The 17,505-nt window shown below is 76.3% G+C and carries 1 protein-coding gene and 1 pseudogene; both read right to left on the reverse strand.

All coding sequences use genetic code 11. The features are described 5' to 3' along the window. Positions 1–38: 38 nt before the first annotated feature. A pseudogene (locus IF06_RS35030) lies at positions 39–7,097 on the reverse strand (type I polyketide synthase); the annotation flags it as partial. A 28-nt stretch (positions 7,098–7,125) separates the two neighbouring features. After that, positions 7,126–17,265 carry a type I polyketide synthase gene (locus IF06_RS0130745; protein ID WP_030275219.1) on the reverse strand — a complete coding sequence of 3,380 codons (10,140 nt, stop codon included), beginning with the start codon at positions 17,263–17,265 and terminating at the stop codon, positions 7,126–7,128. Positions 17,266–17,505: the final 240 nt, after the last annotated feature.

A 17,505-nucleotide genomic window follows, 5' to 3' on the forward strand; every position in this document is an offset into this window, starting at 1 on the left:
CGGAGGGTGATCCCGGCCGGCGCGTCCGGGCCGTCCTCCGCCCGGCTGGCGAGGGCCATCGTCTTCGCCGCGTCCTCCAGCGACAGCGCGCCGGCCACGCAGGCGGCCGCGACCTCGCCGTGGGCGTGCCCGACCACGGCGGCGGGCCGGACGCCGAGCGAACGCCACCAGCGGGCCAGCGAAACCGCCACGGCCCACCGGACGGGGTGCGTCACCCGGGGGTCCGTCGCGGGCGGGGCACCGTCGGCACCGCGCAGCACGGCGGTGAGCGACCAGTCCACGTGGGGGGTGAGGGCCGCCTCGCAGGCGGCGATCACGGCGGCGAACTCCGGTGCCCGGTCCAGCAGCTCGACCGTCGCGGCGGGCCACGGGTCGCCGTGGCCGGGGAAGACGAGGATCGGGTCGGTGCCTCGCGCGGCGACGCCGGTGACGGCGGTGGCCCCGCCGAGGTGGAACGACTCCAAGGCGCGCGTCAGGCCGACTGTGTCGCGGCCGAGGACGACGGCGCGGTGCGCGAACGCGGTCCGGGTGGTGACCAGGGCGTGTGCGACGTCGGCCGGCGCCAGCTCCGGGTGTGCCGCGAGGTGCGCGCCCAGCCGGGCCGCCTGGTCGCGCAGCGCCGGGGCGTCCACGGCGGAGAGCACCAGGGGTACGAGTCCGGCGCGCGGCCGGTCGGCGGCGCGTGCGTCGACCGCCTCGGCGGGCGGCTGCTCGATGATCACGTGCGCGTTCGTGCCGGAGATCCCGAACGACGACACCGCCGCCCGACGCGGCCGGTCCACCCGCGGCCACGGGGTCGCCTCCGTAGCCAGGGCCACCGCCCCCGCCGACCAGTCCACATGCGGCGACGCCTCGTCCACATGCAACGTCGCCGGGACGACGCCGTGCCGCATCGCCAACACCATCTTGATCACACCAGCCACACCAGCAGCCGCCTGCGTGTGCCCGATGTTCGACTTCACCGACCCCAACAGCAACGGCCGATCCTGCGGACGCTCCTGCCCGTACGTCGCCAGCAGAGCCTGCGGTGGATCACGCGCTGCTGCGAGGGGCCGTTCGGGGCGGTCAGGCCGTTGGACGCGCCGTCCTGGTTCACGGCCGTACCACGCAGGACGGCGTGGATGCGCCGGCCTTCCCGCTGGGCGTCGGAGAGCCGCTGCACGAGCAGGACACCCACGCCCTCGCTCCAGCCGGTGCCGTCGGCCGAGGCGGCGAACGACTTGCACCGGCCGTCCTGCGACAGACCACGCTGCCGCGAGAACTCGATGAACGTCCCCGGCGTCGCCATCACCGTCACGCCGCCGGCCAGGGCGAGGTCACATTCACCCGACCGCAACGCCTGCGCGGCGAGGTGCAGCGCGACGAGGCTGGACGAGCAGGCCGTGTCGACGGTGACCGCCGGGCCTTCGAGGCCGAACGTGTACGCCACCCGCCCGGACAGCACGCTGCCCGAGTTGCCGGTGCCGACGTAGCCCTCCACCTCGCCGGCCAGCTCCATCAGCCGCGTCGCGTAGTCGTGGTACATCACACCGGCGAACACACCCGTCCGGCTGCCCCGCAACCGCTGCGGGTCCAGCCCCGCCGACTCGAACGACTCCCACGACGCCTCCAGCAGCAACCGCTGCTGCGGATCCATCAACGCCGGGTCGAACGCACCCGCGTCATACAGGAAGCCGCCGTGCCGGGTGTACGACGTCCCGGGGTGGTCCGGATCGGGATCGAACAGGCTCTCCAGGTCCCAGCCACGGTCGGTGGGGAACTCCCCGATCCCCTCCCCGCCGGCGGCCAGCAGCGCCCACAACTGGTCGGGCGTCTCGACGCCGCCCGGGTAGCGGCAGGCCATGCCGACGATGGCGAGCGGCTCGTCGGCGCGGGTGGTGGTCCGCGCGCCCGGCGCGGCGGGACCGCCGGCGGCACCGGCGAGTTCGGCGTGCACGTGGACGGCGAGCGCCTGCGGCGTCGGGTAGTCGAACACCAGCGTCGAGGGCAGCCGCAGGCCGGTGGCCGCGTTCACGCGGTTGCGCAGGTCGACGGCGGTCAGCGAGTCGAAGCCCAGCTCGCGGAACGCCCGGTCGGCAGGCACGGCTTCCGCCCCGCCGTGCCCGAGCACCTGCGCGACGAGGCCGCGTACCAGCACGTCGACCTGGGCGCGCGCCTCATCGGCGGTCAGGCCACCGATACGGGTCGCCCAGGTGGTGCCCTGTCCCGCCTGGCGCCGGATCGTGGTCGTACCGATCAGGTTGCGGAGCATCGGCGGCACCGGGCCGGCGCCGACGGCGGCCCGGAGGGCGGCCAGGTCGATCACGGCGGGCACCAGGGCGGGGCGGTCTGCGGTGAGCGCCGCGTCGAACAGGCGCAACCCGGTCTCGGCGCTCATCGCCGTGAGGCCGCCCCGCGCCGATCGCGCCCGGTCGGCGTCGTCGAGGGACGCGGCCATGCCGGGGGTGTCCCACATGCCCCAGGCGAGGCTGACGGCAGGCAACCCGAGCTGCCGCCGGTAGACCGCCAGAGCGTCGAGGAACGCGTTACCCGCCGCGTACGCCGACTGACCCGGCGAACCCAGCACACCCGCCACCGACGAGAACACCACGAACAGATCCAGACCCAGACCCGCCGTCGCCTCATGCAGGAACCAACCCGCCGACACCTTCGGCGCCAGCACCGCACGAAGCCGCTCGGCGGTCAGCCCTTCGACTACGCCGTCGTCCAGGACACCGGCGGTGTGCACCACACCCGCCAGCCGGCCCTCAGCGGAAACCTCCGCCACCAGGGCGGACGCCTGATCCCGGTCCGTCACGTCGCAGGCGACCACCCGCACCGACGCACCCAGCGCGGTCAGCCGCTCCGACAACTCACCGGCACCCGCAGCCGCCGCGCCACGACGCGACACCAGCACCAGCGACCGCACGCCGTACGCCGACACCAGATGCTCCGCGACCAACGCCCCGAGCGCACCCGTACCACCGGTCACCAGCACCGCACCGTCACCCACGACCGGCGTCTCCACCGACGCCGCAGCGACCGCACGCACCAGACGCGGCACGAACACCTCGCCCGCACGCACCGCGACCTGACCACCGTGCGTCGACGGCTCGTCGGCCACCGTGGTCAGCACACCCAGCAGCCCGGCGTCCACGTCACCGTCGACGTCCGCCAGGACGATGCGACCCGGGTGCTCCGACTGCGCCGAGCGCAGCAGACCCCAGACCGCCGCTGCGGCCAGGTCGGTGACCCGGTCTCCGTCCCCGACCGACACCGCACCCCGGGTCACCACGACCAACCGCGACTCCGCCAGCGCGTCGGCCGCCAGCCAGGACCGCACCGTCGCCAGCATCTGCGACGTCGCCGCCCGCACCGACTCGGGGCCGTTGTCGACGGCGGCGGCGGGCATCTCACCGGGGGCCGAAGCAGGTTCCGTCCCGACGTGAAGGGCCCGGCGCAGGCCACCCGCCGGCACCAGCAACAGACGCGGCGCCACACCCGACGCCACGGCGACCGCCTCGACGTCGGCGTACACCGGCAGCTCAGCGACGGCCGGCAGGTCGGCGGCGGCGGCGGCGGGCGAGCCCAGCAGCGCCCACCCGGAGGCGTCCCCGGCTGGGGCGACCTCCTGGGCCTGCCAGGTGAGTTCGAACAGCGACCGGGCCCACGCGTCCGGGGACGACGACACCCCGGTCAGCTCGCGCAGGGCGAGGGTGTCCACCGATACTACGGCCGCGCCCGACTCGTCGCACGCGACCAGACGCACCGCCGAACCCGCGCGCGTGAGCCGCACCCGCAGCACCCGCGCACCCGAGGCATACACCTGCACACCCTCGAACGCGAACGGCACCCGAGGCCCACCCGAGCCCTCCAAGCCGGGCAGCAACCCGATCGGATGCAGCGCGGCGTCCAGCAGCGCCGGGTGCACGCCGAACCCCGCGGCGTCACCGGCCACCTCGTCCGGCAACGCCACCTCGGCGTACACGGTCTCGCCGACGGTCCACACCCGGCGCAGCCCCCGGAACACCGGCCCGTACGACAGGCCGCGCTCCGCCAGCACCGGATACCAGCCCGCCACGTCCACCTCGACGCCGTCGACCGGCGGCCACTCCCCCACGCCCGGCTCGTCGGCCGACGCCGGCTCCAGCACACCCTCCGCGTGCCGGACCCACTCCGGGTCGGCGGCCTCGTCGGGCTGCGAGTGCACGGTCACCGATCGCACGCCGGTCTCGTCGGCCGCGCCGACGCGCACCTGCACCCGCACCGCACCCGCCTGCGGCAGCACCAGCGGCGCGGCCACGGTCAACTCCCGCACCCGCGACGCACCCACCTCGTCACCCGCCCGCACCGCCAACTCCACCAGGGCGGCGCCCGGCACGATCACCGCGCCGGAGACGACGTGGTCGGCGAGCCACGCGTGCGTCGACGTCGAGAGGCGGCCGGTCAGCACCACCATGTCCGCGCCGGCCACGGAGACGGCCGCGGCGAGCAGCGGATGCCCGGCCACGCCGAGGCCCGCCCCGGACACGTCCGTCCAGCGGCCCGCCGGCTCCAGCCAGTAGCGCTGGTGCTGGAAGGCGTACGTCGGCAGGTCCAGGTGCCGGCCGCCGGCCCGGCCGAGCAGGTCCGCCCAGCCGACGGTCACGCCGTGCACGTGCAGCGCTGCGAGGGCCTCCAGGAGGGCCTGCGGCTCGGGGCGGTCGTGGCGCGACGCGGACACCAGCAGGGACGCCGGTTCGTCGTCCGAGCGCTCGGCGAGGCAGTTCTGCGCCATGGCGGTCAGGACGCCGTTCGGTCCGACCTCGAGGTAGGTGTCGACGTCCCCGGCGCGCAGGCAGTCGACGGCGTCGGCGAAGCGCACCGTGCCGCGTACGTGGCGCACCCAGTAGCCCGGGTCGCAGAGCTGGTCGGCGTCGGCGACGCGGCCGGTCAGGTTCGACACCACCGGGATCGTCGGCGGCCGGAACGTCAGCCCCTCGGCGACGGCCGCGAACTCGGCGAGCATCGGGTCCATCCGCGCGCTGTGGAAGGCGTGGCTGACCCGCAGCCGGCGGGTCTGCACGCCCCGCTCGGACCACACCCGCTGCACCTCGTCGAGGGCCTCGGCGTCGCCCGCCACCACCACGGCGGCGGGGCCGTTCACGGCGGCCACGTCCAGCCGGCCGGGCAGCCCTGCCAGGGAGGCGGCCACCGCGGCCTCGTCGGCTGCCACGGCGAGCATGCCACCACCGGCCGGCAGGGCCTGCATCAGCCGACCCCGCGCCGCGACCAGCGCGCACGCGTCGGCCAGGGAAAGCACGCTCGCCACGTGCGCCGCCGCGATCTCACCGATGGAGTGCCCGGCCACCAGGTCCGGCGCGACACCGAACGACTCGACCAGGCGGAACAGGGCCACCTCGACCGCGCGGCGCAGACGCGCCGGTGGTGACGGTGCCGGCCGGCTCGCCTGCGGCGAGGGCCCGCAGCCCGGCGAGCAGGTCGTCCGCGTCGCCGGCCAGGACGACCGCGCGGTGCTCCAGTCCCGCGCGACTGACCGAGGAGGCCGCGACGTCCACCGGGCGCGGGGAGTCGGCGCGGGCGAGGTGGTCGGCCCAGCGGCCGGCCTGCCCGGCGAGCGCCTCGGGCGTACGGGCGGAGAGGAACACCGGGGCGAGCGGAAGCGCCACCGGCGCGTCGGCGGCGGACGGGGCCTCCTCCGTGGACGGGGCGTCGTCGACGGGCGCCTCCTCCAGGATGACGTGCGCGTTCGTACCGCTGATGCCGAAGGACGACACGGCGGCCCGGCGCGGCCGGTCGGTGGCCGACCACGTGCGTGCCTCGGTCAGCAGCGAGACCTGCCCGGCGGACCAGTCGATGTGCGGGGAGGGCTCGTCGACGTGCAGGGTGGCGGGCATGGTGCGGTGCCGGATCGCCTCGATCATCTTGATCAGGCCGGCGGCACCGGCGGCAGCCTGAGTGTGGCCCAGGTTCGACTTGACCGAGCCCAGCCAGAGCGGCCCGCCTTCGCCCCGGTCCTGCCCGTACGTGGCCAGCAGTGCCTGTGCCTCGATGGGGTCGCCGAGGGTGGTGCCGGTGCCGTGCGCCTCGACCACGTCGATGTCGGCCGGCGAGAGCCGGGCGTTGGCGAGAGCCTGCCGGATGACCCGCTCCTGTGACGGTCCGTTGGGCGCGGTGAGCCCGCTGCTGGCGCCGTCCTGGTTGACGGCGCTGCCCCGCACGACGGCGAGGATCCGGCGGCCGTCGCGGCGGGCGTCGGAGAGCCGTTGCAGGAGCAGCACGCCGACGCCCTCGGACCAGCCGGTGCCGTCGGCGGCGGCGGCGAAGGACTTGCAGCGGCCGTCCGAGGCCAGGCCCCGCTGGCGGGAGAAGTCGGCGAACGTGCCGGGGGTGGACATCACGGTGACGCCGCCGGCGAGGGCGAAGTCGCAGTCCCGCTGGCGCAGCGACTGCGTGGCGAGGTGCACGGCGACCAGCGACGACGAGCACGCCGTGTCCACAGTGACGGCTGGGCCCTCCAGCCCGAATGTGTACGCCACCCGCCCGGACACCACGCTGCCGGAGTTGCCGGTGCCGATGTAGCCCTCGACGCCGTCGGGCAGGTCCAGCACCCGCGACGCGTAGTCGTGGTACATGACCCCGGCGAAGACGCCGGTCCGGCTGCCGCGCAGCGCCTGCGGGTCGATGCCGGCGTGCTCGAACGCCTCCCAGGAGGTCTCCAGCAGCAGCCGCTGGTGCGGGTCCATCGCCAGGGCCTCGCGGGGGCTGATGCCGAAGAAGCCCGGGTCGAACTGCGGCGCGTCGTAGAGGAAGCCACCCTGGCTGCTGGTCGACGTGCCCGGGTTGTCCGGGTCGACGTCGAAGAGCCGCTCCAGGTCCCAGCCCCGGTCGGCCGGGAAGTCGCCCACCCCGTCGCCGCCCCGGTCGACGAGGTCCCACAGCTCCGCCGGGCTGGACACGCCGCCCGGGAACCGGCACGCCATGCCGATGACTGCCATCGGCTCGCGGTCCTTGGCCTCCACCTCGCGTACCCGCCGGCGCGCGTCGCGCAGGTCGGCAGTCGCACGCCGGAGGTAGTCGAGGAACTCTGCCTCAGTGGGCATCGGGCCACTCCGTATCGGGGTTCGAGGTGTGCGACATGCCGGATCAGGCCGAGCCGAACTCTTCGTCCAGCAGGCTGAAGATCTCCTCGGCGGAGGCCGACTCGAGGCTGGCGCCCTCGTCGGCGGCGGAGTCCGCACCGGACTCGGTGTAGGTCCACAGGGAGAGCAGTTCACGCAGCCGGGCGCCGACGGCGGCCCGGTCGGTGTCGGCAGAGGCCACCGCCCGCATGGCGTGCTCCAGCTTGTTCAGCTCGCCGAGCACCGTCAGCGCGGAGGTGCTCCGCTCCGCCAGCAGCGCGCCCCGCAGGTACTCGACCAGCGCGGCCGTGGTCGGCCGGTCGTAGATCAGCGTGGACGGCAGCCGCAGCCCGGTGGCCGCGTTGAGCCGGTTGCGGAACTCGACCGCGGTCAGCGAGTCGAAGCCCAGCTCGACGAAGCCGCGCTCGACGTCGATCGAGCGGATCGACGCGTAGCCGAGGACCGCGGCGGCGTGGGTCCGCACCAGGTCGGAGAGCACCTGGTCGCGATCGGCCTCCGCCGTGGCGGCGAGGGTCTCCCGCAGCGCCTCGGCCGGATCGCGTTCGGCGGCCCGTACCGCGCCGGTCGTCGCCGGCCGCACCAGCGACCGCAGCACCGGCGGGACCGCCGCCGGTCCGTGCCGGCCGATCAGGGCGAGGTCCAGGTTGACCGGTACGACCACCGGCTCGGCGAAGCGCAGGGCCTCGCTGAACAGGTCCATGCCCTCCTCGGCGCCGAGCGGCACGAAGCCGCCCCGGTTCATCCGGGCCTCGTCGACGTGCCCGGTCCGCCCGTCGCCGGTGTCGTTCACCCACGGGCCCCAGGCCAGCGAGAGCGCCGGGAGTCCCCGGTCGCGCCGGTGCTGGGCGAGGGCGTCGAGGAAGCAGTTCGCCGCCGCGTGGTTGGCCTGCCCGGGGCCGCCGAACAGGCCGGCCGCCGAGGAGAAGAGCACGAACGCAGCCAGGTCCAGCTTCTCGGTCAGCTCGTGCAGGTGCCACGCCGCGTCGACCTTGGGACGCAGCACGGCGTCGAAGCGCTCCGGGGTGAGCGCGGGCAGGACGCCGTCGTCGAGTACCCCGGCGGCGTGCACCACGCCGGTCAGCGGCTGGTCGGCGGGGAGTTCATCGACCAGCAGGGCGAGCGCGTCGCGGTCGGTGACGTCGCAGGCGGCCACCCGGGCGGTGGCACCCAGCCCGGCCAGGTCGTCGACCAGCGCGGCGACGCCCGGTGCGTCCGCCCCGCTGCGGCTGACCAGCAGCAGGTGCCGTACGTCGTGGCGGGTGACGAGCCGCCGTGCCACGAGCCGCCCGAGCAGACCGGTCGCCCCGGTCACCAGGACGGTGCCGGCGGCCAGGTCGGGGCCCGGCGCGTCGGCCGGGGGCGGGCCGAGCCGGGTCAGCCGGGGCACCCGGAGCTGCCCGGCACGTGCGGCGAGCTGGGGTTCGCCCGTGGCGAGAGCGGCCGGCAGCAGCGCGGCGGCCGGGGCGTCGTCGTCGACGTCGAGGAGCACGATCCGGTCGGGGTTCTCCGACTGGGCGGAGCGCAGCAGGCCCCAGGCGGTGGCGGCCGGCACGTCGGCGATCCGCTCGTCCGGGTCGACCCGGACCGCGCCGCGGGTGACCACCACCAGCCGGGCGGCGGTCAGGGTCTCCTCGGCGAGCCACTGCTGGGCCAGCGCGAGCATCCGGTGGGCGACCCGGTGCGCCTGGGCGGCCGGGTGTGGCTCGCCGGTGGCGGTTCCGGCGCAGGTCACCACCACCGCGTCGGGTGCGGCGGCACCAGCGCGTACGTCGGCGACCAGCGTCGACAGGTCCGGGTGCCGGTCGGCGCCGGGCCAGTCGTCGCCGAGGGCGACGAGCCGGGACGTGCCGTCGGCGCGGCCGGTGGCGGGGGCGACCCAGTCGAGGCGGTGCAGGGACCGGCTGGCCGAGCGGCGGGCGGCGCTGAGCTGCTCGCCGGAGATGGGCCGCAGGACCAGACCGTCGACGGAGGCGACCGGGGTCGCGCCGGTGTCGGTCACGGTCAGGGCCACGGAGCCGGCGTCGGTGGCGCGCAGCCGGATCCGCAGTTCGCGGGCGCGGGTGGGTCGGATGGTCACGCCCGACCAGGTGAACGGCAGGCCCGGGCGGATGCCGGGGCCGCCCTCGGTGCCCGACGCGCCACCGGCGGGGTCGCCGGCCGTGGCGTCGGTGGCGCCGTCCGTGGCGCTGGCGCCGATGGCGTGCAGCGCCGCGTCCATCAGGGCCGGGTGCACGGAGAACGCCGTGGTGTCGGTGGACGCGTCGGCGTCCAGGGCGACCTCGGCGAGGATGTCCGGGCCCGACCGCCAGGCGGCGCGCAGCGCCCGGAAGACCGGGCCGTAGTGGTAGCCCTGGGCGGCGAGCCGGGCGTAGAGCCCGTCGAGGGCGATCGGCTCGGCGTCGGCCGGCGGCCACACGGCGGCCGGCACGGGGTCCGGGTCGACGGTGTCGGCGAGCTGGCCGGAGGCGTGCCGCTGCCAGGCCCGGGAACCGTCGGGTCCGGTGTCGTCGTCGCGCCGGGTGTGGACGGCGACGGGCCGGTGCCCGGTCTCGTCCGGCGGGCCGACGCGGACCCGCAGGTCGATTCCGCCCTCGGTGGGGATCGCCAGCGGCGCCTCCAGGTTCAGCTCGGCGACGGTCGCCGTGCCGGCCTGCCGGCCGGTCCAGGACGCCAGCTCCACAAGCGCCGTCCCGGGCAGCAGCACCGTGCCCAGCACGGCGTGGTCGGCGAGCCAGGGGTGGGTGGTGAGGGTGATCCGGCCGGTGAACAGCAGGCCCTCGTCGCCGGGCAGGTCGGCCACCGCGCTGAGCAGCGGGTGGTCCACCACGTCGAGGCCCACTGCGGGCAGGACCGAGCGGTGCGCGCCGGTGCGCTCCAGCCAGAAGCGGTTCCGGTCGAAGGCGTACGTGGGCAGGTCGACGGGCTCGGCCTCGGGCAGCAGTCGGCGGTGGTCCACCGCCAGGCCGAGGGTGTGCGCGGTGGCGAGGCCGGTCAGCAGCCGGGTGGCGGCGTCGTCCGACCCGGCGAGGGTCTCCAGGACGTGGCCGGTGACGCCGGTCGCGTCGAGGACGGCGGCGACCCGGTCGGTCAGCGCCGGCTCCGGCGAGATCTCCACGAATGTCACGTGTCCGGCCGCGACGGCGGCGCGCAGGGCGGCGTCGAGCCGCTCCGGTCCCCCGGCGATATCGGCCGGGCGGTCGGCGCCGGAGGCGGTCGGCGCCGCTCCGAGGCCGGCCGGGTCGGCACCGGGGCCCGCCCGGTCGACACCAAGGCCGCTCAGGTCGGCCCAGTGGTCGACACCGAGGCGGGCCGAATCGGCCCAGTCGCCGGTGAACGTGGAGGCCAGCCGGGCGGTCCCCGGCTGCGGGGCGAGCCCCGCGAGGGCGGCGCGGAGGCCGTCGTGGTCCAGGTGGCCGGCGGCGGCGCGGGCCCGCAACGCCACCGTGCGGGCGGCGTCGGGCAGGGACAGCAGGCCCGCCACGTACGCGGCCACGACCTCGCCGTCGCCGTCGCCGACGACAGCGGCGGGGGTGACGCCGGCGTGCCGCCAGACGGCGGCGAGCGCCACCCCGACGGCGAACAGCACGGGCCGGGCCAGCTCCGGCCGCTCGCCCCAGGAGGCGTCCGCGCCGGTGAGCAGGGCGGCCGGATCGACGTCGACCCAGGGCGCGAGGGCCTGCCGGCACTCGGCGAGGGTGTCGTCGAAGACCGGGCAGCGGCCCACCAGTGCGGCCACCGCCCCCGCCGGGGTGGCGCCCGGGAAGACGAACACCGGGCCCGCGCCGTGGTTGGCGACGGTGCCGGTCACGACGTTGCCGGCCGGGGTGCCGGCGGCGAGCGCGTCCAGGCCGGCCAGCAGCTCGCCGGGGGTCGCGCCGAGCACGGCGGCGCGCCGGTCGAACGCCGAGCGGGTCGCGGCGAGCGACCAGCCGACCGCCGCCGGGGCGAGGCCGGGGTGCGCGCGAAGGTGCCGGGCCAGCCGGGACGCCTGCGCGGCCAGGGCCGAGGTGGAGCGGGCCGAGACGGGCCAGGCCACCACGTCGGCGGTGAGCAGCCCGGCGGCGCGTTCCCCCTCCGCAGCGGCTGCGGGCGGCATCGGTGCGTCGACCGGCTCGGCGTCGGCGGGCGCGTCGGTGGGCAGCTCGACGACCACGTGGGCGTTCGTGCCGGAGATGCCGAACGAGGAGACCGCCGCGCGGCGGGGCCGGTCGACGGCCGGCCACGGCCGGGACCGGGTCACCAGCTCCACGTCGCCGGCCGACCAGTCGATGTGCGGCGACGGCTCGTCCACGTGCAGCGTCGCCGGTACGGTCCCCTCCCGCATCGCCAGCACCACCTTGATCACGCCGGCCACACCGGCGGCGGCCTGCGCGTGGCCCATGTTCGACTTGACCGAGCCCAGCAGCAGCGGGCCGGCGTCGCCCCGGTCCTGCCCGTACGTCGCCAGCAGCGCCTGCGCCTCGATCGGGTCACCGAGGACGGTGCCGGTGCCGTGCGCCTCGACGACGTCCACGTCGGTGACCGCCAGCCCGGCGCCGGCCAGCGCCTGCCGGATCACCCGCTGCTGGGAGGGGCCGTTGGGGGCGGTCAGGCCGTTCGACGCGCCGTCGGAGTTGACGGCGGAGCCGCGGACGACGGCGAGGACGCGGCGGCCCTGCCGCCGGGCGTCGGAGAGCCGCTGCACGAGCAGCATGCCGACGCCCTCGGACCAGCCGGTGCCGTCCGCCGTCGCGGCGAAGGACTTGCACCGCCCGTCGGAGGCGAGGCCGCCCTGGCGGGAGAACTCCTGGAACGCCGTCGGGGTGGCCATCACGGCCACGCCGCCGGCCAGCGCCAGGTCGCACTCGCCGCGCCGCAGCGCCGCCCCGGCGAGGTGCAGCGCCACCAGCGACGAGGAGCAGGCGGTGTCGACGGTGACGGCGGGGCCCTCCAGCCCGAGGGCGTACGCGACCCGGCCGGAGATGACGCTGTGCGCGGCGCCCGTCATCAGGTAGCCCTCGACGCCCTCGGGGACCTCGGTCAGGCCCGTGCCGTAGCCGGAGGTGGAAGCGCCCACGAAGACGCCCGTACGGCTGCCGCGCAGCGACGCGGGGTCCACCCCGGCCCGCTCCAGTGCCTCCCAGGACGTCTCCAGGGTGAGCCGCTGCTGCGGGTCCATGGCGAGGGCCTCGCGGGGCGAGATCTCGAAGAAGGCGGGGTCGAAGTCCGCCACGTCGTGGAGGAAGCCGCCCGCCGGCGGGTGCGTCCCCTCGGCCGGCTCGGGTATCTCCCAGCCCCGGTCGGTGGGGAACGGCGAGATGGCGTCCACGCCGTCGGCGACGAGCCGCCAGAACGCCTCCGGCCCGTCGACGCCGCCGGGGTAGCGGCAGGCCATGCCGACGATCGCGACGGGCTCGTCGGCATCGACGACGACGGTCTGCGGGGCGGCGGCCGGGGCGGCGCCGGAGACCAGCTCGCGCAGGTGCGCGGCCAGCTCGGCGGGGGTCGGGTAGTCGAAGACCAGTGTGGTGGGCAGCCGCAGGCCGGTGGCCGCGTTCAACCGTCCCCGGAAGTCCACGGCGGTCAGCGAGTCGAAGCCGAGGTCCTTGAACGGGCGGCCGCGCAGCTCGTCGGGGGTGGCGTGGCCCAGCACCGCCGCGGTCTGCTCGTTGACCAGGCGCAGCAGCTCCCGCTCCTGCTCCGCGGCCGGGAGCGCCGCGAGGTGGCGCAGTGGCGCGGCGACCCCGTCCGCCGGCGTGGCGGCCTCCTCCTCGGCGACGAGCGCCCGCACCTGCGGCAGGTCGCCGAGGAACGGGCTGGGCCGGGCCACTGTGAACGCGGGGTGGAACCGGCTCCAGTCGACGTCGGCGACGGTCACGCAGGGCGTGGGCCGGCGCAGCGCCCGGTCGAGGGCGACGAGCGCCTTCTCCGGGTCGACGGGCGGCAGGCCCATCCGGTTGAGCTGCTCGGTGGCGACGTTCTCGGCGGCCATGCCGTGCGCGCCGCCCCAGGCCGTCCAGGAAACGGCGGTGGCCGGCAGGCCCCGGTCGCGCCGGTTGACGGCCAGGCCGTCCAGCAGAGAGTTGCCGGCGCCGTACGCGCACTGCCCGGCGCTGCCCCACACGCCGGAGATGGAGGAGAACATGACGAACGCGGCGAGGTCGCGCTCGGCGAGGCAGGCGTCGAGGTGCAGGGCGCCGAGCACCTTGCCCGCGACGACGTGGGAGAACTCGTCGAGGGTGGTGTCGGTGATCGGGGTGAGCTGGTCGGTGCCGGCGGCGTGCACGACCGCCGTCAGGTCGGGCAGCGAGCCGACCAGGTCCGCCACGGACCGCCGGTCGGTGACGTCGCAGGTGGCGGCGGTGACCCGCCCGTCGGCGCCGTACCGGTCGAGCAGGTCCGCCACGGCGGGGGCGGCGGCGCCCCGGCGGCTGGCCAGGACCACCCGCCCGGCGCCCCGGTCGAGCAGCCAGCGGGTGACGTGGCCGCCGAGGGCGCCGGTGCCGCCGGTGACCAGGACGGCGCCGGACCACCAGTCGCCGGCGGGGTTCTCGTCGGTCGTCGGCGGGGCCGGCGTGAGCCTCCGGGCCCAGGTTCCGCCGGGGCGCACGGCCACCTGGTCCTCGCCGCCGTGGCCGGCCAGCACGGCGGCGAGCCGCCGGGTGATGGCGGCGTCGACGGTGGCCGGCACGTCGACCAGGCCGCCCCAGCGGTGCGGTTGCTCGACGGCCGCCGCGCGGCCGAGGCCCCAGACCTCGGTCTGCAGCGGGTGCACGACCCGGTCGCCCGGGGCCGCCGCCACCGCGCCGCTGGTGACGCACCACAGCGGCGCCACCAGGTCCAGGTCGGTCATCGCCTGGACGAGGGCGAGGGTGCCGGCGGCGGCGAGGGTCACGCCGGGGTGCTCGGGCAGCAGCCGGTCCTGGCCGGCGACGACGGCGAGCACGCCGTCGACACCGCGGTCGCCGGTCAGCATCCGGAGCCGGGCGGCGAGCGCCGCGCGGTCCAGGTCCGCGGCGCCGACGCGCAGCACCAGCGGCTCGGCGTCGCCGAAGAGCCCGGCCAGGCCGTCGGCCCACGCCGGCGCGTCCTCGGCGGGCAGCACAACCAGCCAGCGGCCCGCCGGGGCGTCGCCGTCCTCGACCGGCACGGGCTGCCAGCTCACCTGGTACGACCACCCGTCCACGAGGGAGCGTTCCCGCCGGGACCGGCGCCAGGAGGACAGCGCGGGCAGGGCCGGCAGCAGCGCCCGTACCTGCTCGTCGTCGCCCAGCTCGCCGCGCAGCGTGTCGACGTCCGCCTGCTCCAGGGCGGTCCAGAACTCGTCGTCGCCGTCGGAGGAGGCGGGGCCGGGGCCGGCGGGCGGCGGCTCGGGCCAGAAGCGCCGGCGGCGGAAGGCGTACCCGGGCAGCGGCACCCGCGCGGTGTCGGCTCCCGCGTACAGCCTCGTCCAGGCGACCTCCACCCCGCCGACGTGCAGCTCGGCGAGGGCGGTGAGCGCCGACGTGGGCTCGGGGCGGTCGCGGCGCAGCAGCGCCACGGCGGAGGTCTCGTCGTCGGCCAGGACGTCGCGGGTCAGCGCGGTGAGCACTCCGCTGGGGCCGACCTCCAGGAACGTACGCACGCCCAGGGCGCGCAGCTGCTCGACGCCGTCGGCGAAGCGGACCGCCTCCCGCACGTGCCGCACCCAGTACTCGGCGGTGCGGATCTCGTCGGGGTCGGCGACGGCGCCGGTCAGGTTCGACACGATCGGCAGCGCCGGCGGGTGCAGCTCCAGCCGGCGCACCACGGCGGCGAACTCGGCGAGCATCGGTTCCATCAGCGGGCTGTGGAAGGCGTGGCTGACCCGCAGCGGCCTGGTGCGTACGCCCTGGTCGGCCCAGCGGCGTTCGAGTTCCTCGACGGCGTCGGCGGCGCCGGAGACGACGACGGCGGTGGGCCCGTTGACGGCGGCCACCGCGACCCGGTCCTCGACGTCGGCCAGAGCGGACCGGACGGCGTCGGCGGGGAGCTGGACGGCCAGCATCGCGCCGCCGGCCGGCAGGGCCTGCATCAGCCGGCCCCGGGCGGCCACCAGCGTGGCGGCGTCGGGCAGCGACAGCACGCCGGCCGCGTGCGCGGCGGAGAGCTCGCCGATCGAGTGGCCGAGCAGCACGTCCGGGACGACCCCCCAGCTCTCCAGGAGCCGGAACAACGCGACCTCGACGGCGAACAGACCGGCCTGGGTGTAGAGGGTCTGGTTGAGCAGCCCGGCCGCCTCGTCGCCCTCGGGCGCGAAGAGCACCGGGGCGAGCGGGCGGGGCAGGTGCCGGTCCAGCTCGGCGCAGACCTCGGCCAGTGCCCGGTCGAAGACGGGGAACGCGGCGGCCAGCTCGCGGCCCATGCCGCTGCGCTGCGCGCCCTGGCCGGAGAAGAGGAACGCGAGCTTTCCGCCGCGCGGACCCGCGCCGGTGACCAGGCCCGGGGCGTCGCCGCCGGCGGCCAGCGCGCGCAGGGCGGCGGCCAGGTCGGCGCGGTCGGTGGCGAGCAGTACGGCGCGGTGCTCCAGGCCGGCCCGGGTGCTCGCCGACGACCAGCCGACGTCGGTCAGCCGCAGCCCGGGGCGGTCGTCGAGCCAGTCGGCCCAGCGGGTGGCCTGCGCGGTCAGGGATCCGGCGTCGCGGGCGGAGACCAGCACCGGCACGAGGCCGGCCCCGTCGACCGGGGCGGTGCCAGGCGCCGTGACCGGGTCGGTCTCGGAGGCGGAGCCGTCCGGGGCGTCCGCCGGGGCCGGGTCGGCGGCGGGTGCCTCCTCGATGATCACGTGGGCGTTGGTGCCGCTCATGCCGAAGGAGGAGATGCCGGCGCGGCGGGGCCGCTCCCCGGCGGGCCACGGCCGCGGCTCGGTGGCCAGCGCGACCGCGCCGGCCGTCCAGTCCACGTTGGGGGTGGGCTCATCGACGTGCAGGGTGGCGGGCACGGTGTCGTGCCGCAACGCCATCACCATCTTGATCACGCCGGCCACGCCGGCGGCGGCCTGGGTGTGGCCGATGTTCGACTTGACCGAGCCGAGCCAGAGCGGTTGGTCGGCCGGCCGGCCCTGCCCGTACGTCGACAGCAGCGCCTGCGCCTCGATCGGGTCGCCGAGGGTGGTGCCGGTGCCGTGCGCCTCCACGACGTCGACCTGCTCGGGCGCGAGCCGGGCGCTGGCCAGCGCCTGGAGCACGACCCGCTGCTGGGACGGGCCGTTGGGGGCGGTCAGGCCGTTGCTCGCGCCGTCGGAGTTGACGGCGCTGCCGCGTACGACCGCGAGCACGGGGTGGCCGTTGCGGCGGGCGTCGGAGAGTCGCTCGACGAGCAGCAGGCCGGCCCCCTCGCCCCAGGCGGTGCCGTCGGCGGCGGCGGCGAACGACTTGACCCGGCCGTCCAGGGCCAGGCCGCGCTGGCGGCTGAAGCCGATGAACGCGGACGGGGTGGACATGACGGTGGCGCCGCCGGCCAGCGCCAGGGTGCACTCGCCCTGCCGCAGCGCCTGGCAGGCCAGGTGCAGCGCGACCAGCGACGACGAGCAGGCGGTGTCGACGGTGACGGCGGGCCCCTCGATGCCGAGCGCGTACGAGATCCGGCCGGACACGACGCTGGCCGCGGTGCCGGTGAGGATGTAGCCCTCGGTGCCGGGCGGCGGCTGCTGAAGCAGCCCCACGTAGTCCTGGCCGGTGGTGCTGGCGAACACCCCGACCTGGTGGCCTCGCAGCGTCGAGGGGTCGATGCCGGCGTGCTCGAACGCCTCCCACGAGGTCTCCAGCAGCAGCCGCTGCTGGGGGTCCATGGCCAGCGCCTCGCGCGGCGAGATGCCGAAGAACGCGGCGTCGAACTCGGTAGCGGAGTCGACGAAGCCGCCCTCGGCGACGTACGACGTGCCGGGATGGTCGGGGTCCGGGTGGAACAGCCGCGCCAGGTCCCAGCCGCGGTCGGCGGGGAACGCGGAGTAGGCGTCGCGGCGGGAGTCGACGAGTTCCCACAGTTCCTCGGGCGAGCCCACCCCGCCCGGGAAGCGGCAGGCCATGCCGACGATGGCGATCGGCTCGCGGCTGGCCGCCTCAAGCTCGCCGAGCTTCCTCCGGGTCTGGTGAAGGTCCGCCGTCACCCATTTCAGGTACTCCCGGAGCGTATCTTCAGTCGCCATTGACGCCACCTCTTCGGGTCGGAGAGAAACAGCGACCCAATACCGTCCACGGACGCCACAAGCCGCGAAGATCCAAACCCATTCAGCCGACCACGAATTGCCAGACAAAATGGCGTTTCAGCCCCCCACCAGGTCTTACGCGCCGGACGAAAGGTAATTGTCGCCGGACGGCGGTCACAACCCCTAGCGTGCCCCTACGGGTGCCCCTAGGTGGCGGGGGCGCAGGCTGGGCCGACCCGC

The sequence above is a fragment of the Micromonospora globosa genome, from assembly GCF_000717585.1.
In the GTDB taxonomy this organism is placed as follows: Bacteria; Actinomycetota; Actinomycetes; order Mycobacteriales; family Micromonosporaceae; genus Micromonospora; species Micromonospora aurantiaca.